This window comes from Geodermatophilus sp. FMUSA9-8 (assembly GCF_037034165.1).
In the GTDB taxonomy this organism is placed as follows: domain Bacteria; phylum Actinomycetota; class Actinomycetes; order Mycobacteriales; family Geodermatophilaceae; genus Geodermatophilus; species Geodermatophilus nigrescens.
On the sequence record NZ_JBAGKE010000012.1, the window covers coordinates 39,009 to 56,341 of the forward strand.

20 protein-coding genes are annotated in these 17,333 nt (G+C 76.4%); 13 read left to right on the top strand and 7 right to left on the bottom strand.

Going from position 1 to position 17,333, the window contains the following annotated elements; all coding sequences use genetic code 11:
- Nucleotides 1-97 precede the first annotated feature (97 nt).
- On the bottom strand, nucleotides 98-529 hold the full coding sequence (gene dtd / locus WA616_RS21570; protein WP_336033079.1) for a D-aminoacyl-tRNA deacylase: 432 nt from the start codon (nucleotides 527-529) through the stop codon (nucleotides 98-100).
- 104 nt (nucleotides 530-633) lie between these two features.
- Between dtd and WA616_RS21575 the strand changes: the two genes are divergently transcribed.
- Nucleotides 634-1,074, top strand: a complete 441-nt coding sequence (locus WA616_RS21575; RefSeq protein ID WP_073420375.1) for a hypothetical protein — start codon at nucleotides 634-636, stop codon at nucleotides 1,072-1,074.
- On the opposite strand, the gene WA616_RS21580 is transcribed toward WA616_RS21575, so the two are convergent.
- Together WA616_RS21580 and WA616_RS21585 are read right to left on the bottom strand one after the other, a co-directional pair.
- On the bottom strand, nucleotides 1,059-1,349 hold the full coding sequence (locus WA616_RS21580; protein WP_073420374.1) for a DUF1540 domain-containing protein: 291 nt from the start codon (nucleotides 1,347-1,349) through the stop codon (nucleotides 1,059-1,061). The genes WA616_RS21575 and WA616_RS21580 overlap by 16 nt on opposite strands.
- A gap of 107 nt (nucleotides 1,350-1,456) precedes the next feature.
- Nucleotides 1,457-2,068: a DUF1349 domain-containing protein gene (locus WA616_RS21585; protein WP_336033082.1), complete on the bottom strand. Its 612-nt coding sequence runs from the start codon at nucleotides 2,066-2,068 to the stop codon at nucleotides 1,457-1,459.
- A 99-nt stretch (nucleotides 2,069-2,167) separates the two neighbouring features.
- Between WA616_RS21585 and WA616_RS21590 the strand changes: the two genes are divergently transcribed.
- Together WA616_RS21590 and WA616_RS21595 are read left to right on the top strand one after the other, a co-directional pair.
- Nucleotides 2,168-2,653 (top strand): cation:proton antiporter regulatory subunit, encoded by a 486-nt coding sequence (locus WA616_RS21590; protein WP_336033083.1) that lies wholly within the window; start codon nucleotides 2,168-2,170, stop codon nucleotides 2,651-2,653.
- A gap of 10 nt (nucleotides 2,654-2,663) precedes the next feature.
- Nucleotides 2,664-3,827 carry a cation:proton antiporter gene (locus WA616_RS21595; RefSeq protein ID WP_336033085.1) on the top strand — a complete coding sequence of 388 codons (1,164 nt, stop codon included), beginning with the start codon at nucleotides 2,664-2,666 and terminating at the stop codon, nucleotides 3,825-3,827.
- A gap of 303 nt (nucleotides 3,828-4,130) precedes the next feature.
- On the opposite strand, the gene WA616_RS21600 is transcribed toward WA616_RS21595, so the two are convergent.
- On the bottom strand, nucleotides 4,131-4,433 hold the full coding sequence (locus WA616_RS21600) for a 2TM domain-containing protein (RefSeq protein ID WP_336033086.1): 303 nt from the start codon (nucleotides 4,431-4,433) through the stop codon (nucleotides 4,131-4,133).
- 151 nt (nucleotides 4,434-4,584) lie between these two features.
- Between WA616_RS21600 and WA616_RS21605 the strand changes: the two genes are divergently transcribed.
- The 4 genes from WA616_RS21605 (at nucleotide 4,585) to WA616_RS21620 (ending at nucleotide 6,672) form a co-directional block, all read left to right on the top strand.
- Nucleotides 4,585-5,013 carry a hypothetical protein gene (locus WA616_RS21605; RefSeq protein ID WP_336033087.1) on the top strand — a complete coding sequence of 143 codons (429 nt, stop codon included), beginning with the start codon at nucleotides 4,585-4,587 and terminating at the stop codon, nucleotides 5,011-5,013.
- A gap of 100 nt (nucleotides 5,014-5,113) precedes the next feature.
- Nucleotides 5,114-5,590, top strand: coding sequence for a hypothetical protein (locus WA616_RS21610; RefSeq protein ID WP_336033088.1), 477 nt, complete (start codon nucleotides 5,114-5,116; stop codon nucleotides 5,588-5,590).
- Between the two features lies 1 nt (nucleotide 5,591).
- Nucleotides 5,592-6,032, top strand: coding sequence for a nitroreductase/quinone reductase family protein (locus tag WA616_RS21615; protein WP_336033089.1), 441 nt, complete (start codon nucleotides 5,592-5,594; stop codon nucleotides 6,030-6,032).
- 187 nt (nucleotides 6,033-6,219) lie between these two features.
- Nucleotides 6,220-6,672, top strand: coding sequence for a pyridoxamine 5'-phosphate oxidase family protein (locus WA616_RS21620; protein ID WP_336033091.1), 453 nt, complete (start codon nucleotides 6,220-6,222; stop codon nucleotides 6,670-6,672).
- A 78-nt stretch (nucleotides 6,673-6,750) separates the two neighbouring features.
- On the opposite strand, the gene WA616_RS21625 is transcribed toward WA616_RS21620, so the two are convergent.
- On the bottom strand, nucleotides 6,751-7,287 hold the full coding sequence (locus tag WA616_RS21625; protein WP_336033093.1) for a flavodoxin family protein: 537 nt from the start codon (nucleotides 7,285-7,287) through the stop codon (nucleotides 6,751-6,753).
- Nucleotides 7,288-7,538: 251 nt separating this feature from the next.
- Here WA616_RS21625 and WA616_RS21630 point away from each other — a divergent pair, with 251 nt between their 5' ends.
- Both WA616_RS21630 and WA616_RS21635 read left to right on the top strand, forming a co-directional pair.
- The gene (locus WA616_RS21630; protein WP_336033094.1) at nucleotides 7,539-10,736 is read left to right on the top strand and encodes a cation-translocating P-type ATPase; all 3,198 of its coding nucleotides are present in this window, start codon (nucleotides 7,539-7,541) and stop codon (nucleotides 10,734-10,736) included.
- 4 nt (nucleotides 10,737-10,740) lie between these two features.
- Nucleotides 10,741-11,736, top strand: a complete 996-nt coding sequence (locus tag WA616_RS21635) for an Acg family FMN-binding oxidoreductase (protein ID WP_336033095.1) — start codon at nucleotides 10,741-10,743, stop codon at nucleotides 11,734-11,736.
- Nucleotides 11,737-11,922: 186 nt separating this feature from the next.
- Here the strand turns inward: WA616_RS21635 and WA616_RS21640 are convergent, their stop codons facing one another.
- Entirely contained in the window at nucleotides 11,923-12,390 is a 468-nt protein-coding gene (locus tag WA616_RS21640; RefSeq protein WP_336033097.1) for a universal stress protein, read from the bottom strand.
- A 370-nt stretch (nucleotides 12,391-12,760) separates the two neighbouring features.
- Between WA616_RS21640 and WA616_RS21645 the strand changes: the two genes are divergently transcribed.
- From WA616_RS21645 to WA616_RS21655, 3 genes are read left to right on the top strand one after another with little or no spacing between them, the layout of a single operon-like run.
- Nucleotides 12,761-13,552, top strand: coding sequence for a DUF6544 family protein (locus WA616_RS21645; RefSeq protein ID WP_336033099.1), 792 nt, complete (start codon nucleotides 12,761-12,763; stop codon nucleotides 13,550-13,552).
- Nucleotides 13,553-13,611: 59 nt separating this feature from the next.
- Nucleotides 13,612-14,247, top strand: a complete 636-nt coding sequence (locus WA616_RS21650) for a hypothetical protein (RefSeq protein ID WP_336033101.1) — start codon at nucleotides 13,612-13,614, stop codon at nucleotides 14,245-14,247.
- 26 nt (nucleotides 14,248-14,273) lie between these two features.
- Complete coding sequence (locus WA616_RS21655; protein WP_336033102.1) at nucleotides 14,274-15,086, top strand: hypothetical protein; 813 nt, start codon at nucleotides 14,274-14,276, stop codon at nucleotides 15,084-15,086.
- A 53-nt stretch (nucleotides 15,087-15,139) separates the two neighbouring features.
- Here WA616_RS21655 and WA616_RS21660 read toward each other — a convergent pair whose 3' ends face one another.
- Nucleotides 15,140-16,162: a hypothetical protein gene (locus tag WA616_RS21660; RefSeq protein ID WP_336033104.1), complete on the bottom strand. Its 1,023-nt coding sequence runs from the start codon at nucleotides 16,160-16,162 to the stop codon at nucleotides 15,140-15,142.
- Between the two features lie 204 nt (nucleotides 16,163-16,366).
- On the opposite strand from WA616_RS21660, the gene WA616_RS21665 reads away from it, so the two are divergent.
- Nucleotides 16,367-17,332 (top strand): universal stress protein, encoded by a 966-nt coding sequence (locus WA616_RS21665; RefSeq protein ID WP_336033261.1) that lies wholly within the window; start codon nucleotides 16,367-16,369, stop codon nucleotides 17,330-17,332.
- The last annotated feature ends 1 nt before the right edge of the window (nucleotide 17,333 follow it).

Below are 17,333 nucleotides of genomic sequence, written 5' to 3' on the forward strand. Positions count from 1 at the left end.
CGGTCGCCACGGGGCCTGGTGTTCCACAGGCCCCCGGTTCACAGCGAACCCACAGGCCGTGTGTTCGGTCACCATCCGTACCCGGCCGGTCGCCGGATCAGACCTCCAGCAGCAAGGTCATCGGGCCCTCGTTGACCGACGACACGAGCATCCGGGCCCCGAAGACCCCGGTCGCGACGGCGTGTCCGCGCCGCCGCAGCTCCGCGACGACCTCCTCGACCAGCGGCTCCGCGACCTCGCCGGGCGCGGCGTCCTGCCACGACGGGCGGCGCCCCTTGCGCGTGTCGGCGTAGAGCGTGAACTGGCTCACCATGAGCACGGGCAGCCCGAGGTCGCCGGCCGAGCGCTCGCCGTCGCCGGTGGGGAACACCCGCAACTCGGAGACCTTCCGCGCCAGTGCCCGCGCGCGGGCCGCGTCGTCGTCCCGGCCTGCGCCGACGAGCGCCAGCAGGCCCGCGCCGATCTCCCCGACGACGGCGCCGTCGACGGTCACCGAGGCCGAGGCCACCCTGCTCACCACCGCGCGCACCGGGTCATCCTGCGCGCCCGCGGGCGGGTCGGCCGCCGCGGCTCTCCTGGACGCCTGCGACCCGGGAAGGTTAGGCTCGCCTATCTCGATCCCGGGGAGGGTCCGTGGGGCTGCGACTGCCGCTCGGTCAGGTGACCGTGCTGATGGGTGCCGAGCGCGCCCGCCGGCACGTCATGGGGGCACTCGACGAGGGCACGGGGCGCTGCGCCGGCGGGCACGGCTCCGTCGGCGTGCAGCGGCTGTCGTCGTCGCGGGACGAGGGCGTCGCCCCGCGGCTGGCGTCCGTGGCGGAGGCCCGCGACGGACGCGCCGCGATCGTCCTGGTCGACCGCCTCACCGACGGGCTGTCCGCCGCCGACCGGCGCAGCGTGCTCAGCGCGCTGCGCGGCGTCGCGGGCCCCGGGCGGGCCGTCCTGGTGGACGACGCCGACCCGGTGGCCGCGCTCTCCTTCGCCGACGGCGCGCTGCGGTCCGGCGCCGACGGCGGTCTGTCGCTCGAGCCCGTGGAGGGCCCGGGCAGCGCTCTGGACTACCTGGCCTCGTAGGTCAGGCAGTCGGCGGCGTCGGCGCCGGCGCCGACGCGCACGCCGGGGGCCGAGCACTCGAGCTGCTGGTTGTGCTTGCAGTCGGCGCGGTGGCACGCGCCGACGAGGCCGGTGCGGTCGAGGCCGCCCCGGAAGGAGATCTCCACGAAGGTGCCGCAGTGCGCGTGGTCGCCGCCGATTGTGATGGCACCGGCGTGGCAGCTCGACTCCGCGTTGTAGGAGCAGCTCGAGACCGAACAGTCCTGGACCTGGGGCAGTTCCTGCATCGTCGTCATGGCCTCAGCGTGACACCTCCCGCGGACGCCCGCCAGCAAGCTGAGGCTGCCCTGACCTGCACGGACGGGTCCCGGAGGACCTCCGCGGGCGGCCCCTCGGGCCGGCGTCAGTGGAGGGCGGCGTCGGCCGGGCCGGTGGCCCACCGGCGGAAGCGGACGACCAGGCCGGCCCGCGTCGGCGCGCAGCAGTAGGGGCCCGCCGCGACCGGCACGCCCTCCGGGAAGGGCGCGACGCGGAGCAGGCGGAACGGCTCGTCGTCGACCCGCGCGCGCACGGTCACCGCGTCCCCCGCACGGCTCGCGCGGACGGTCACCCGGCGCCCGGCCCACTCCGGCACCGGCGCCACCGACCAGTCGGACCGGCCCAGGGTGACGACGGCGCCGGCCTGGAGCGCGCCGTCGGAGACCTCGACGCCGGCCTTGAGCCACGTCTCCGCGCCCGCCCGCAGCACGAGCCCCGCCTGGTCGAACTGCTCGCCGAAGTCCGCGTCGAAGGAGACCTCGACGGCGCCCGGGTCGGGCAGGTGCGCGAGCAGCGCGTGCGCGTCGTCGTGCACGAAGCCGTAGGAGGTGTGCCGCCAGGCGTCGCTGCCCTCGGCCGCGGTGACGAGCAGGGCCGTTCCCTCTTCCGACCCCTCTTCCGACACGGCGACCGGCGGGGCGGTCCACGCCCCGGCGGACCAGGGCACGGGCTCCGTCGTCACGGGCTCGGTCGACATGGCGCCACGCTAGGGCGTGGCCGCAACGCCGTCGCGAGGTGACCGCCGGGCAGGCCACGGTCGACCGCAGGTCCGCTGCTGCTCTGGGAGCATGCCGACGTGGACCTCGAGGAGACCCTGCTCCCGGGAGTGGGCGTCCGCTACGAGTTGCGGACGCGCGCCGGCGAGGTGATCGGCATCGTCGTCGGCAGGGAGGGCTCGGCCGAGATCGCCGTCTACGACAGGCGGGACCCTGATCGTGCACGCAGCGTCCTCCGGCTCGATCCGGAGGAGGTCGACGCGGTCGCGGAGCTGCTGGGCGCGCCGCGGCTGACCCAGCGCTTCGCCGACCTGTCGCGCGAGGTCCCCGGGCTGCGCTCGGGCCGGTTCACCGTCGAGGACGGATCACCGTTCGCCGGCGCACCGCTCGGGGAGACGAGGGCGCGCACGCTCACCGGCTGCTCGATCGTCGCCATCGTCCGCGGTGCCGACGTCGTCCCGTCCCCGGGACCGGCCGACCTGCTCCAGGCCGGCGACGTTCTGGTCGCCATCGGCGCGGACGCCGGACTGGACCGGCTGCAGCGGCGTCTGCGCGGAACCGCCTAGGGCCACGGCGGTGGACCATGTCGCCGTCCTGCTGCTCGAACTCGGCCTGCTGTTCCTGGGTCTGTCGCTGCTCGGCATCCTGGCGCGGCGGCTGGGCCTGTCCTCCGTGCCCTTCGTGTTGGTCGCTGCACTCGCCGTCGGCGAGGGCGGCCTCGTACCCCTGACGGCGGCGCAACCGTTCATCGAGGTGGCGGCGGAGATCGGCGTGGTCCTCCTGCTGCTCGCCCTGGGCCTCGAGTTCTCCGCCGACGAGTTGTTCACCTCGCTGCGCCACCACGGGCCCTCGGGCCTGGTGGACCTGGTGCTCAACGCGACGCCGGGTCTCGTGGCGGGGTTGCTGCTCGGGCTGCCGTGGCAGGGCGCCCTGGCCCTGGCGGGAGTCACCTGGATCTCCTCCTCCGGCATCGTCGCGCGACTGCTCGGCGACCTGGGTCGGCTGGCCAACCGGGAGACGCCCGCGGTCTTGTCGGTCCTCGTGCTCGAGGACCTGGCGATGGCGCTGTTCCTCCCGCTGCTCGTCGTCACGCTCGCCGGTGGGGGACCGATGGCGGCCGTCGGGGGTATCGCCCTGGCGGGAGGCGTGCTGGTCCTGGCGCTGCTCGCAGCTCAGCGGCAGGGGCACAGGCTCGGCCGGATGTTGGCCTCGGAGGACGACGAGCAGGTGCTCTTACGGCTGGTGGGCCTGGCGCTGCTGGTCGCCGGGCTGGCCCAGGCGGTGGGGGTGTCGGCCGCGGTGGGTGCCTTCCTCGTCGGGCTGGCGCTACCGGCCTCCTTCGCCCAGCGGGCGCGGTCGGTCCTCGGGCCGTTGCGGGACCTGTTCGCGGCCACCTTCTTCGTGGCCTTCGGGCTGGCCACGGACCCGGCCGCGTTGCTGCCGGTACTGCCCGCCGTGCTCGCTCTGGCAGCGGTCAGTGCCGGCACCAAGGTGGCCACCGGGTGGTTCGCCGCCCGGCGCGACGGCGTCGCCGCGCCGGGGCGGCTCCGGGCCGGCACGGTCCTCGTCGCCCGCGGTGAGTTCTCCGTCGTCATCGCGGGCCTCGCCGTCGCGGCCGGGATCACCGAGCTGGGCCCCCTCGCGACCGGCTACGTCCTCGTCCTGGCCGTCGCGGGTCCCGTGCTCACCCGCCTGGTCGACGTCCGGACCCGTGCTGCCCGTGCGGACCAGGACCGTTGACCCGGCTCGTCCGGGTGCGTGCCACGTCCTCTGAGCCCGGGCGCCGGCCCGGCCACTGGAGCCGGCCGGGGCGGCAGGGACTCACGGACGAGGCCGTCGCAGGCGCGCGGCGGCCGCCGCACCCTTGTGGGCGGCGTCGGCGGGAAGCACGGCAGGCGCAGCCAGGACGGCGATGCCCAGTCCGAGGACCGTCGGCAGGGCCTGTCCCAGCAGGCCGGCCACCGGGGGACGACGAGCACCACGGTGAGCAGGAGGAGCTCGACGCCCATGGCCCACACGAGCAGGGGGTTGGCACGGTCGTCGTCACCGCTGCCGCACCGCACCCCCGGGCTGCCGCGCGATCCGGCCTCCGTCGGCGGGCCGGCACGGCGGGGACGATGCCCACCGCGCGTGGAGGGCCAGGACGCTGCCCCAGCCGACCGTCGGGGCCAGCGGCCAGGGGGACCAGGCGCCGAGTGCCGGTGCGACCACCAGCCAGCCGAGCCACAGGGTCGTCGTGACGGCGACGAAGACCACCAGGTGGTCGGTCAACGCCCGCCGCCGGGCTCGGTGCCGAGGGTCGTCCGGAGGAGAGGCCCGGAGGGCGTGCTGGTCGTCGGTGCGCATGGTGGTCTCCGGGGCCCGTCGGGATGCCGCCGGACGGCGGGCAACCCCAGCGTCGCGGTGCGGCGGACGGTGCCGCGGCGTCCGGACGTCCCGGGTGGACGGCGACCTTCGGCCCCTTCGCGGACGGCACGGGCGTCCCCACGATGCGGACATGACCGACACGCGCACGCAGCGACCGTCGACGACTGCCGGCCGGAGCGCCGCCGCCTTCGCGGTCGTGGCCGACGGGGTGCTCCTCCTGCTGAGCCACGGCTGGCCGGGATGGCAGGCCGTCCCCTTCCTCACCGACGACACGACCCGGGTGCTGCCCGCCATCGACGCGCTCCTCGTCGCGGGCATCCTGGTCGGGCTGGTCCAGCTGGTGCGGCCCCGTGGTGCGACCCAGCCTGCGGGGACCCTGATGACCACGGCCTTCGGCCTGGCCGCGACCCTCCGCACCCTGCAGGTGTTCCCCTTCGACCTCGACCCGGGCTGGGCGCTCGTCGCGCGGATCGTCCTGTGGCTCGGCGTGGTCGGCGCGGTGGTGGGACTGGTCTCCGCGTTCCTGTCGCTGCTCCGTCTGCGCGCCGTCCGGCGGTGACCTCCCGGTGCCGGAGGTCCCGGACGCCGGGACCTCCGGCACGGGAGACCTCCGCGTCCCGGGTGACACGGTCGGACCGACCGCAGACAGGGGAGGACCGATGACCAGGCAGACGGCGCGCGATCTGGACGGCAGGGCCTTCGACCCGCCCGTGGAGCAGGACGGGACCACCGTGATCACCGCGATGTCCTCGACCAGCCACACCGCGAGCGCTGGAGACGGGGACACGGGGCGCGGCCCCACCGCCGCGATGGCGGGCACACGGCCGCTGGGCGCCTTCGAGGTCCGCGACGGACGCGTGCGCTGGCACCCCGTCGTCGACGTCACCCGGGTGGTGACGACGGCGGAGGTCGTGCTGGGCGCCGTCGCCGTGGCCTCCCGGCTGGCCGGGCGTCCGTCGGCGGCCCGCGCCCGCGTCACCATGGGGCCGGGCGGCTGGGTGAGCCTCAAGAGCGGGACGGTGTCCCTGCGTCCGGCCGGCAGGGGCTGGCGCCGGACTCGGCCGGCGACACCCGCCCGGCGGCCGTGGTGGGCCCGGCTGCTCGCGGCGACCGCGCTCGAGCGTCTGCTCGGCTGAGATGGGCGTCGAGGTGCGCAACCGACTGGTCAACCCGGTCGTGCGGTCGCTGTCCCGGAGCCGGGCCCACCGCCTGCTCGGCCGCGACCTCGCCGTGCTCGGCTACACCGGCCGGCGCACCGGGCGGCGCCGCGAGGTGCCGGTGATGGCGGCGCCCGCGGGCGACGAGTTCGTGGTCCTGGTGGGCAGAGCAGCCGGCAAGACGTGGTGGCGGAACCTGGACGGCGGACCGCGGCAGGTCACCGTCCGGCGGGACGGGCGGGAGCTGTCCTGCAGCGCCCGCCTGCTCCGGGACGGCCAGCCCGGCCGGCAGGACGCCGTCGCCGCCTACCGGGTGGCCTTCCCCCGGGTGACCGTCGCGCCGGAGGACCCGCTCGTGGTCCTGGAGCCGGCGGGTACCTCCCGCGGTCCGGCCGGGCCGTCCCGCCCTGCCGGCGGGTGAGTCGACGAGGAGCCGGTCATCGACCGGCTCGCTGGACGGATCCTCACTGCCGGACGCCGTCCGCGCAGCCCCGCCGTTCCCCAGCGGTGACGTCCGTCGTGCCGGGTCGTGGGCACCGCCCCGAGGTGGGGCGCCAGGGGGACGTCCGGCTGTGTGACCCCCGGGAGCTGGGGCCAGGATGGCTCGCATGACGAGCGAGGCAGGCGCCCTGGACGTGATCCCCGTGGACGAGTGCTACGAGCTGCTGGCCGGACACGAGGTCGGTCGTCTCGGCATGGTCGTCGGGCACCAGCCGCTGGTCATCCCGGTGAACTACGGGCTGGACGGCCGGACGATCGTCATCCGCACCCGTCCGGGGACGATCCTGTCCGCCGCCGACCACGCCAACGTCGCCTTCGAGGTCGACGATCTCGACCGGCACAGCCGGAGCGGGTGGAGCGTCCTGGTGCGCGGTCTCGCGGAGGAGGTCGGGCCGGAGCACCGGGCCGACCTCGTCGCACGCACCCACGCGGTCGGCGTCGAGCCCTGGGCGCCCGGCGAGCGTGGGAGCTGGGTGCGCATCATCCCGCAGGCGGTCAGCGGCCGCCGGATCGTCCCGGGGCAGCTGCCCTGGGGGGTCGACGACCGCGCCTACCTCTGACCGACGGCCGGGGGCGCCCGTGTGGGCGTCGTCCGCCGGCCGATGCCCGGCGGTGCGCCTGGCCGGGGACGGCGCCGATCAGCCGGCAGCGGCCGCGCCGGACACGCGCCCGGCGAGGAGCCGTCCCCACTCCCGTGCCCGGTCCTGCTCTCCCTCGACCAGCGGTCCCTTGGTGCCGGCGACGGAGAAGTGCTCGGCGGGCGCGACGAGGTGCGCCCCCGTCCTGCGGAGCAGTGTCTCCTCGGTGCGGGCGGCGTGGTCCATCCGGGCGATGAGGCGGTGCTCGCCGCTCCGCGTGTCGAACGCCGCCGCCGGCAGGCGGGGAGCCGACACGTGGACGGTCTCCAGCCACTCGTGCAGACCCGTCCGGATGTCGCGGATGTCCGCTCCGTGCTGGTCGACGGCGCCCTGACGGGTGGACGGGCTGGGCATCCCGAACGCGTGGTTGGGGCCCCCGACGACGAGGAGGACGACGTCCGGGCCGATGTCCGCGGGCGCCTCCGCCGCCGCGACCACGTCGGCGGGCACGGTGCCGGACAACCCCTCGGCGACGGCCTGTGCGATCGACCGGGCGTCGCCGAAGACGGACTCGTACACCACCAGGGCGCGGGTCATGCCCACTCACCACCTTCTGTCTCGGTCTGCTGTCCCCTTCGATGCTCGCGACCGGAGCGCGTCGGGCCCACGGGCGGAGGACCCGGCGACCAGGGCCGGAGGGTCGGACGGCGCAGGACCGGGTCCGTGGTGTTGCTCTCCGCCAAGCGCCGTCTCCTCGCCGGGATGACGTGAGCCGGAGGGACGTGCTGCCCGCAGCGCGGGACCTCCGGCCCTACGGTCCCTGCGGGGCGCGCACGGACGCTCGGGAGGTGAGCACCTCCACGTTGTCCGCGCCGGCGGCCGCCCGCCCCGGGCCGTCCGGCTCCCGGCCCCGAGCGTCGCTGTGGCGTCGCTGGCTGGTGGTCGTCACGGCAGGGGAGGCCGCGGGCTTCCTGGTCCCCGTCCTGGCCGTGCTGGCGGGAGCGGCGGACCTGCCCGGTGCGTCCGGTCCGGCGGTGCTGCTCGCGGCGGGTGCAGCCGAGGGAGCACTGCTCGGGACGGCCCAGGCCACCGTTCTGGCGCGGGAGGTCGCCGGCTTCTCGCGGAGGGACTGGATCCTGCGCACCGCGGGAGCCGCGGTGGTCGCCTGGGCCATCGGGACGGCACCGAGCACGTGGGCCGCCGGGGTGCTCGACTGGCCGGTGGTCGCCCAGGTGGCGCTCGCGGTCCCTGCCGCCGCGGTCCTGCTCGCCTCCATCGGCTGGGCCCAGTGGACGGTGCTGCGCCGTCACGTCCCCCGGGCCGGGCGGTGGATCGCCTGGACGGCGACCGCGTGGCTGGCCGGACTCGCCGTCTTCACCGCCCTCACCACCCCGCTGTGGCAGCCGGGCCAGGCGCCTGCGCTGGTCGCGGCGATCGGCGCCGCCGGCGGCCTGGCCATGGCGCTCACCATGGCCGCCGTGACCGGCCGTGGCGCGGTCCGGCTGCTGGGTGGCCTCACGCACGTGGCGGTGCCCGGCCCGGACGACGGGGCCGGCCCGGCTCCGTGGACGCTGCCGGTGGCCGAGGTCGCCGTCCGGGCCGGTACGGACCTCGCCACCGGCCTGGACGACGCGGAAGCGGCGACCCGGCTGCTCGCCGACGGCCCGAACGCGGTCAGCACCGATCCGCCGGTCTCCCTGCTCCGCTCCGTGCTGGGGCAGCTGCGGGACACCCTGGTGCTGGTCCTGCTCGCCGCCGCGGTCCTCACGACGGCGACCGGTGACCTCGTCGACACCGCGGTCATCGGGCTGGTGGTCGTCGTCAACACGACCCTCGGCGTCGTGCAGGAGCGGAGAGCGCTGCGGGCCGTGGCCGCCCTGTCGGACCTCGTCGCGCCCTCGGCCCGGGTGGTGCGCGGAGGGCGCGACGTCTGGGTACCCACCCGAGACCTCGTCCGCGGAGACGTGCTGCGCCTGACCGCAGGTGACGTCGTAGGTGCCGACGCGCGTCTGCTGAGTGGCACCGGGCTGCAGGTCGACGAGTCCCCCCTGACCGGGGAGTCGTTGCCGGTGCACCGGGACGCGGACACCATCTCGCCGGCGGGCGCGCCGCTGGCCGAGCGGTCGGGCATGGTGCACGCGGGCACCACCGTCGTCCGCGGCACCGGGGTGGCCGTCGTCGTCGGCACCGGGGCGGCCAGCGCGGTCGGCCGGGTCGCCGCGCTGGTGGAGCGGCGGTCCCCGATGACGCCCCTGCAGCGGCGGCTGGCGCGGCTGGGGCGGCAGATCGCGCTCGCGGTCGCCGTCGCCGGCGTGCTGTTCGTGGCCTCGGGCCTGCTCCGCGGCCAGCCGTGGGAGACCACGGTCGTCGCCGCGGTCGCCCTCGCGGTCGCTGCCGTGCCGGAGTCCCTCCCGGCCGTGGTGACCCTGGCCCTGGCCGGAGGAGCCGCCCGGATGAGCCGACGCGGCGCGGTGGTGCGCTCGCTGCCCGCCGTCGAGACGCTGGGCTCGGTCACCCTGCTGGCCACCGACAAGACCGGGACCCTCACCGCCGGGGCGATGGTCGCCGAGCGGGCGTGGACGCCCGCCGACGGTGCCGTGCGGCTGACCGATCCGGACGTCCCGCCCTCGGTCCGGGCGCTGCTCGAGGCGGCCGTCCTGTGCAACGACGCCGATCCGTCCGGAGGCGGCGCCGCAGGCGCGGCCGGGACGGCGGACACCGAGACCTCGCTCGTCCGGGCCGCCGCGGCCGTCGGGATCGACGTCGCCGCCGTCCGCGCCGCCTGGCCGCGGACGGCCGAGGAACCCTTCGACGCGGTCACCCGACGCATGACCACGGTGCACCGTGCGCCCGGGGCGGGGACGTCCACGGTCACCAAGGGGGCACCCGAGGCGGTCCTGCCCGGCCTGCCGGGCGCGGGGCCGGCCGAAGAGGTGGCTGCAGCCTGGGCGGCCGACGGCGCCCGGCTGCTCGCCGTCGCCCGGGACGGTGTCCCCCTCGGGCTGGTGGCCCTGGCCGACCCGATCCGGCCCGAGGCCGCCGCGGCGATCGCCTCCTGCCACCGGGCCGGCATCCGCCTGGTGCTGGTCACCGGTGACCACGCCGGCACGGCGGAGGCCGTCGCCCGGTCCGTCGGGCTGGTCGACGACGACCACCCGGTGGAGACATCGGTGCTCGCCCGCGTCGAGCCCGAGGGCAAGCTGCGGTACGTCACCGCCCGGCAGGCCGAGGGGCAGGTCGTCGCCATGACCGGCGACGGCGTCAACGACGCGCCCGCCCTGCGGGCGGCCGACATCGGCGTGGCGATGGGGCAGCGGGGCACCGAGGTGGCCAAGCAGGCCGCCGATCTCGTCCTCGCCGACGACAGCCTGGCCACCGTCACCGCAGCCGTCGCCGAGGGCCGCCGCGTGTACGACAACGTGCGCCGCTTCGTCGGCTACGGCCTGGCGGGCGGCCTGGCCGAGGTGCTGGTCATGCTGCTGGGTCCCTTCCTCGGGCTGGGGCTGCCGCTGCTGCCGGCCCAGATCCTCTGGGTCAACCTGCTCACCCACGGGCCCGTCGGCGTGGCCATGGGCAGCGAGCCGGCGGCGCCGGACGTCCTCGACCGCGCCCCGCGCCGTCCCTCGGCCGGCGTCGTCGACCGCGCCATGACCACCCAGGTCCTCGCCGTGGGCGCGGCCATGGCCGTCGCCTGCCTGCTGGTGGCCCTCGTGGCCAGAGCCGAGGACGGAGCCTGGCAGACACAGCTGTTCGTCACCCTCACCGCCGGCCAGCTCGCCGTGGCCCTGGCACTGCGGCCGCCGGGTGCCTGGGCGGCCGGCCGCGGCGGGTCCGCCCTACCGCTGGCGGTCGCGGGCAGCGCGGCGCTGCTGGCCGCTGCCGTGTACGCGCCGCCGCTGCAGCAGCTGCTGGGGACCCGGGCGCTCGGTGTGCCCGAGCTGACCGCGGCCCTCGTCGGGGCACTGCTCCCGGTCTTCGCGGTCCTGTGGGTGCGGTGGGGGCAGGGTGGGCACCGGACGACCGTCAGCACGACGTCGAGGGGATGAGAGCGTGGAGCAGCAGCAGTGGACCCGGATCGTGGGCGCGGCCACCCGGGCGCCGTCGATCCACAACACGCAGCCGTGGCGGTTCACCGCCTCCGGCGACAGCCTGCAGGTGCGGACCGACCCGGCGCGGGCCCTCCACGCCCTCGACCGCAGCGGCCGGCAGCGGATCGTCTCCTGCGGCGTCGCCGTGGAGTTCGCCGTCGTCGCGCTACGCGCTCTCGGTTCCACGGTCGACGTCGAGGTCTTGCCCGATCCGGCCGACCCCGACCTGCTCGCCACCCTGACGGTCACCGGGCGACAGGCCGTCGACACCCGCGCGGAGGAACTGGCGGCGGCCATCGACGCCCGGCACACCGAACGGGCACCGTTCCTGCCCCGGGCCGTGCCGAGCGAGGTGCTCGACCGGATCCAGGACACGGCGGGGGAGCTCCGCGTCTGGTCCAAGGCGATCGCCGGGGAGGACGAGGAGGTCACGGCGACCTTCCTCGTCTCCCGGGCCGAGGAGATCGAGCAGCGCGAGCCCGAGTACCTCGAGGAGCTCCAGCAGTGGATGCGCACCGATCCCGCCGCCGCCGACGGCATCCCGGTCGCCGCGGTGCCCGCGGAGGACCCCGCCGTCCGGCCGTCCAACTGGCTGATCCGGGACTTCGTCGTGGGCTCGAGGCCGGCGGGGAGCCACCGCGGGCTCGATCCCGACGCGCCGCCGCCCCCGGTGGAGCGCCCCGCCGTCGTGCTCCTGGGCACCGACGGTGACGACCGGCGGGACTGGGTCACCGCGGGACGGGCGCTGGGCCGCGTGCTGCTCGAGGCCACCAGCTCCGGGCTGGTCGCCTCGCCGCTGACGCAGGCCCTGGACTGGCCGGCCACGCGCGCCCAGCTGCGCTCACGGTTGTCCCTGATCGGCCACCCCCAGATGCTGCTGCGGCTGGGTTACCCGAGCGAGGACCGCAGTCCCTCGACCAACCGCCGCCCCGTGTCCGACGTCCTCACCTTCGACTGAGGTCGGCAGCAGCGCGCGCACTAGGTCCCCCGTCGTCACCCGGGGGACCTGGTGCGGGAGGAGCACGGGTCCGCGATGCCGCCGCCGGCTGCCTCCCGTCGCTCTCACACGGGCACACCTGTCGTGGCCCGCTGCGAGGTCACTCGCGGCCGACGCGGACCCCCGCGTGCGACGGCGGCCCGGGGGTCAGTCGGCCGAGCGTCCGGTGCCGGTGCGGACCACCGTCACGGGGCACGGGGCGTGGTGGACCACTTGGTCGCTGGTGGACCCCAGCACCAGACCGGCGAAGCCGCCACGCCCGCGTGCCCCCACGACGAGCAGGTCCGCGCCCGCGGCGGCGTGCACCAGGGCGCTGGCCGGCGAGCCGTGCACCACGTGCGTGTGCACGTCGACCGCCGGGTCGAGCCCCGCGGCGGCGACGCAGCGCTCGACCTCCTCGTGGACGGCACGCTCGAAGTCCTCCATCGGCGGCACGTAGCCCGGCTCCCACGTCGACGGCCGTGGGGCGGAGGTGAGACTCCACGCCCGCACCACGTGCAGGGGACGTCCGGTCCGGGCGGCCAGCCCGCCGGCCCACACGAGCGCCTCCTGCGCGCCGGCCGAGCCGTCGTGCCCGACCAGGATGCCGCCGTCGATGGTCACGCTCTCGCTCACGTCGGTCACTGTGTCCACTCCTCCTCGAGGGTCCATGTCCCGGGCCGGCCCGGAACGGTGTCGCCACCGGGGCAACTGCTCACGTCTCCGCTGGGTTCCGCGCCCTGCCCCGCACGTGGCGCGGACGGTTCCAGGACGGGAGTCCCGCGACCACGGCCAGTGGTCCCGGCGGGTGGGCCGGAGGTCCCGGGAACGGTCCCTCGACCGGGGGCCTCCTGCCCCCGCCGCCGGTGCCTTCCGGCTGTCCTCGGAGCCCATCGGGCGCACCTAGCGTCGGATCCGTCGCCACAGGGTGACGGCGGCCGGGACCACCGGCCGCACCACTCGAGCCCCGGGGGAACGGATGACCGCCTCGACGCACGAACGGCCCGTGAAGACGACACGGCCCCCGTCCGCCTTCACCCGACGACTGGGCACGGCCGGCCTGCCCACGGGGCCGTTCCGCGCCGAGCCGGTCGGCGAGGAGGACCTCGCCGGCCTGCCGTCCGCCGCCGCCCGGTACCTGCGGGCCATGGGCGTCCCGGGCCGGCCGCGGACCTGGTCACTGCAGGCCCACTGGAACGGACGCTTCCGCCTCGGCGCCGACCGCCCCTGGATGCCCTGCGACGCCTGGCAGTACAACAGCGCCGAGGAGATCGCGCGCTACTACCGCATGCGCCTGCTCGTCGGCGGTGCGATCCCGATGTGGGGCTGGGACACCTACCGCGCGGGTGCCGGGCGGATGCTCGGCAAGGCCCTCGGCCTGGTGACCGTCGCTGACGGCTCCGGACCCCGGTTCGACGCCGGGGAACTGGTGACCTGGCTGGACGACGCCGTGCTGCTGGCACCGGGCATGCTGCTCCATCCCCGCACCCGCTGGGAGGGGCGCGGCCACGACGCGTTCGAGGTCTCGGTCACCGACGCCGGCCGCACCGTCTGCGCGCGGGTGCTCCTCGACGACGACGACCTGCCGCGTGACGTCCGGACCGACGACCGCTGGGCCGACCTGCCCGGCGGGCCGGTACGGGCGCCGTGGAGCACCCGGGTCGACGGGTGGACCGTCGTCGACGGCAGGCCCCGGGTGACCGGTGGCGTGGCCCTCTGGCACCTGCCCGAGGGCGAGTACCCGTACGGCGAGATGGCCCTGGTCACGCTCGAGCACGACGTCCTCCCCGGGCGGTGAGCAGCGTGCCGGGACGGCTGGCCCTCACAGCTGCGGCCGGGATCGCCGGACTCGAGGCCTTGCACCGTCGCCGGAACTGGGGCGCGACGGCGGACGAGATCACCCGCGTCCTCCCCGGTGACGACCTCGTCCCCGAGCCCGCGGAGCAGACGACCCTCGCGGTGACCGTGGCCGCCTCCGCGGAGGCGACCTGGGCCTGGCTGGTCCAGATGGGCCAGGGCCGCGGCGGGATGTACAGCTACGACTGGCTGGAGAACCTCATCGGCCTCGACATCCACACCACCGACGAGATCCGCGAGGAGTGGCAGCACCTGGCCGTCGGCGACCGGGTGGTCGTCGTCCCAGGGGGATGGGGGCCGCTGCCGGACGGCTACGCCTTCCGGGTCGCCGAGGCGGAACCACCGCGGGCGCTCGTCCTGCGCCAGTCGCCGCCGGAACACCCCTGGAACGGCGTCTGGTCCTTCCACGTGCTGCAGGCCGATGCGGGACGCTGCCGGCTCCTGGCCCGCTCCCGGACCACGACCACCCCGCACGTCGGGGCGCGCCTCGCCGGCCGGGTGATGGAACCGGTCACGCTGGTCATGACCTGGAGGATGCTCCACGGCATCCGGGAGCGCGCCGAGGCCCGTACCGAGGATGCGCGGGCGGTGCCCGTCCCGGACGGAGCAGCCCGGGCCCCGGGCGCGACGCCGTGACACGCCTCTGGCGGCGCTCCGCGCCCGTGACGGTCGATCTCCCCGCGGCGGTGGTGGCCGGCGAGCCGTTCCAGGTGACCGTCCGGTGTGCTGGCGCCGGTCCGATCGCCGGCGGCGTGGTGGAACTGGTGCGGGACACCGCCGTCACGCACACGCGGCGCCAGTGGGCCGGCGCCGTGAGCGCCGTGGCCGACCGGGACACGGCGGTGGTCGCGCGGGCCGACCTCGACCCCGCGGGATGCTGCCGGCTCGCCGTGCCACCCGGGGAGGCGACGATCGCGGGCCACCTCGTGCAGCGGGACTACTCGGTGCTCGCCTGGGTGCGCGGCGCCGCCGGTCCCGGAGGCGAGGGCGCAGCGCCCGTCCGGGTCCTCGCCTCCGCTCCGGGAGCGGCAGCGGACGAGGCTGCTCCGGAGGACGTCAATGCCCAGGGTCCCGTCGTCCTGTCGTTCGCGGACCTCCCGGGCAGGACGGTCCGTCCGGGCACCGAGATCCTCGGCACCGTGACCGCGACGGCACGCGAGGGACTCGCAGCCCGGGGCGTCCGCGTCGAGCTCGTCCTCGACGAGCACGTCCCGGCCCGGGCGGCCGAGCAGGTGGAGGACGAGCGCTCGGCGGTCACCGTCGTCGCCACCGTCTCCCTGTCCGGGCCGATCCGGCTCACGGCGGGGGAGTCGCTGCGGTGGCCGTTCCGCCTCCGCGCGCCGGACCCCCTGCCCGCACCGACCACCGCCACGGAGGAGTTCACCGTCCGGTGGCTGCTGCGGGCCGTCGTCGACCGAGCCGTACGGACGGACTGCGTCACCACGGTCGGGCTCAGAGGGTCGACCGCGCCCTGATCCGGAGCCCGCTCACGGACGCCCACGCAGCTGCCGCCAGTGCAACCAGCCGATCAGCCCCAGCAGCGGGACGTGGACGGCCGGCAGGTTCCGCGCGAACCAGCGCGGGAGGTAGATGTCGGTGACCGCGCCACTGGTGGCCCCGGCGGCCTCGGCGAGCCCGGTGAGCGGACAGCGGAAGCCGTCCGCGGCGAAGACCAGGCACCCGCGCCGACGACGACGGCGGCGGCCGCCGCGGCGCGCCGGTCGCTGCGGCCGGTCATCCCGGACCACAGCAGGTAACCGACGCAGGACTCGATGGAGGCCCAGGCTGCGGTGTGCACCGTGCGGATGGCCGCGAGCCGGCGGGGATGCACCGCGGGCGGGACCCGTCGGCGGTGCTCCGTCTCGGCCCGCTCGCGGATGCCGCGCAGCATCCGCCGCATCATCGGGAAGTCCCCGAGCTCGAGGAGCAGGACTCCGAGCAGGCCCGCCGGGTGCCGCAGGTCGAACCGGGCCCGCAGCCGGGTCACCAGCCGGGTGCGGTCGCCTCCCAGCGGGACGAGCCGCCAGGCCCACGTGCTCGTCGGCGTCCGCCACAGCATCTCCCGCGGCGCGTCGAGCGAGGAGACGACGAAGGCCGTTCCCTCGCTGGGCGTCGGCGCCATCGGCAGCCAGGTCCCGACACGGACGTCCTGGAGTTCCGGGACCACCTCGCGGGCGCTCGGGTGGCCCAGGTGGTCGAGCAGGTCGTCGGCGTACCAGCCGGCGCGCCGGCACCCGACCTGCACCAGCCAGGGCCACACCTCCGCCGGTGGTGCCGCGATGGTGATCGCACGGGTACAGCGGTACCGAGCGCGGGCCACCAGGTCGTCACCGGGCATCGCCGCGGCCACCTCCGCGGCCGTGGCACCCCAACGGAGGCGCCAGGGGCGCACCAGAGGAGCGGTCAGGAAGCGCGGCAGGTCGGCCACGACGTCCCGCACCTCCCGGGCGAGATCGGCGGCGGTGGGCCCGGCGGGGGCCTCCCGGGCGGGGTGCCGCTCGCGGTCGCCTGGTCGGACGGATCGCCGGGACCTCGGCAGCACTCCGGTCATGCCACCAGCCTCGACCGGGCGCGCCTCGGCGGGCAGGGGCCGTCGTCGGGGCCGGACGGTGCCGATGGTCCTCGCCACCGGTGCGGTGACGAAGGTCCCCGGAGGACGGGGACGTGCGCCCGCGTCCGGTCCTGGCGGAACGGCGGAGGGTCGGTACAGGCCCGGCGGACGATCGGGCGGGAGCGGAGGTGCGCGGTGAGCAGCATGCAGGCGGAGGCACGGTCCCCGGGAACCGGACGGGTGGTCGTGGGCGTCGACGGGTCCCCCGGGGCGCGCGCCGCACTCGGCTGGGCCCTGGGCGCCGCCGCCCGCGCCGGCGGCTCGGTCGAGGTGGTCAGCGCCTATCCGGTCGACTTCTACTGGATGGACCCCTACCTGCTCGACACCGGGCGGCTGGACGCGATCCGGCAGGACACCGAGGAGCGTGTCCGGGCCCTGGTCGCGGAGGTCCGGCAGGACCCGGCCGTGACCGCCGTGCCCGGCACCGCGAACGTCCGCGCCGACATCGTCGTCGCCGGCGGCGCACCGCTCGAGCACCTCGTCGCGCGGGCCGAGGGAGCGGACCTCCTGGTGGTCGGCAGCCGTGGCCGTGGCGGCGTCCGCAGCACCCTCCTGGGCTCGGTGGCCCTGCACTGCGTGGCCCACGCCCCCTGCCCCGTCGTCGTGGTCCACCCGGGGACCGTCGAACCCCCGCTGCGGGTGGTCGTCGGCGTGGACGACTCGCCCATGTCGCGGGCCGCGTTGTCCCGCGCGTCGGAGGAGGCCGCACGTCTCGGAGCACGGCTCGAGGTCGTCGCGGCCTACCAGCCGGAGGCCTACTGGAGTGACCTGTACGCGGTCACCGCCCCGCCCCTGTCCGAGACCGAGGAGCAGGCCCGCGCCCGCGTGACGGCCATCGTCTCCGAGGTGCTTGGCGCCGGAGCGGACGCCGAGGTGCACGTGGTCGGGGGAGCTCCGGGGGAGGTCCTCGTCCAGCGGGCCGACGGGGCCGCACTCCTCGTCGTCGGCAGCCGCAGTCACAGCCGGGTGGCCGGCATGGTCCTGGGCTCGGTGGCGCTGCACGGCGCCGTGCACGCACCCTGCCCGGTCATGGTCGTGCACCCGCAGCCCACGCAGCGGGCCGCGGCCGACGCCGTCCCGGTGGCCGTGGCGGTCCCGCACCCCGCGTGAC

What these genes read in the sequence shown, in the direction of transcription:
- WA616_RS21660 (WP_336033104.1), bottom strand. Translation starts at nt 16,162, where the DNA reads ATGACCGGAGTGCTGCCGAGGTCCCGGCGATCCGTCCGACCAGGCGAC.
- WA616_RS21600 (WP_336033086.1), bottom strand. Translation starts at nt 4,433, where the DNA reads ATGCGCACCGACGACCAGCACGCCCTCCGGGCCTCTCCTCCGGACGAC.
- WA616_RS21665 (WP_336033261.1), top strand. Translation starts at nt 16,367, where the DNA reads ATGCAGGCGGAGGCACGGTCCCCGGGAACCGGACGGGTGGTCGTGGGC.
- WA616_RS21620 (WP_336033091.1), top strand. Translation starts at nt 6,220, where the DNA reads ATGACGAGCGAGGCAGGCGCCCTGGACGTGATCCCCGTGGACGAGTGC.
- WA616_RS21625 (WP_336033093.1), bottom strand. Translation starts at nt 7,287, where the DNA reads ATGACCCGCGCCCTGGTGGTGTACGAGTCCGTCTTCGGCGACGCCCGG.
- WA616_RS21585 (WP_336033082.1), bottom strand. Translation starts at nt 2,068, where the DNA reads ATGTCGACCGAGCCCGTGACGACGGAGCCCGTGCCCTGGTCCGCCGGG.
- WA616_RS21605 (WP_336033087.1), top strand. Translation starts at nt 4,585, where the DNA reads ATGACCGACACGCGCACGCAGCGACCGTCGACGACTGCCGGCCGGAGC.
- WA616_RS21610 (WP_336033088.1), top strand. Translation starts at nt 5,114, where the DNA reads ATGACCAGGCAGACGGCGCGCGATCTGGACGGCAGGGCCTTCGACCCG.
- WA616_RS21615 (WP_336033089.1), top strand. Translation starts at nt 5,592, where the DNA reads ATGGGCGTCGAGGTGCGCAACCGACTGGTCAACCCGGTCGTGCGGTCG.
- WA616_RS21580 (WP_073420374.1), bottom strand. Translation starts at nt 1,349, where the DNA reads ATGACGACGATGCAGGAACTGCCCCAGGTCCAGGACTGTTCGGTCTCG.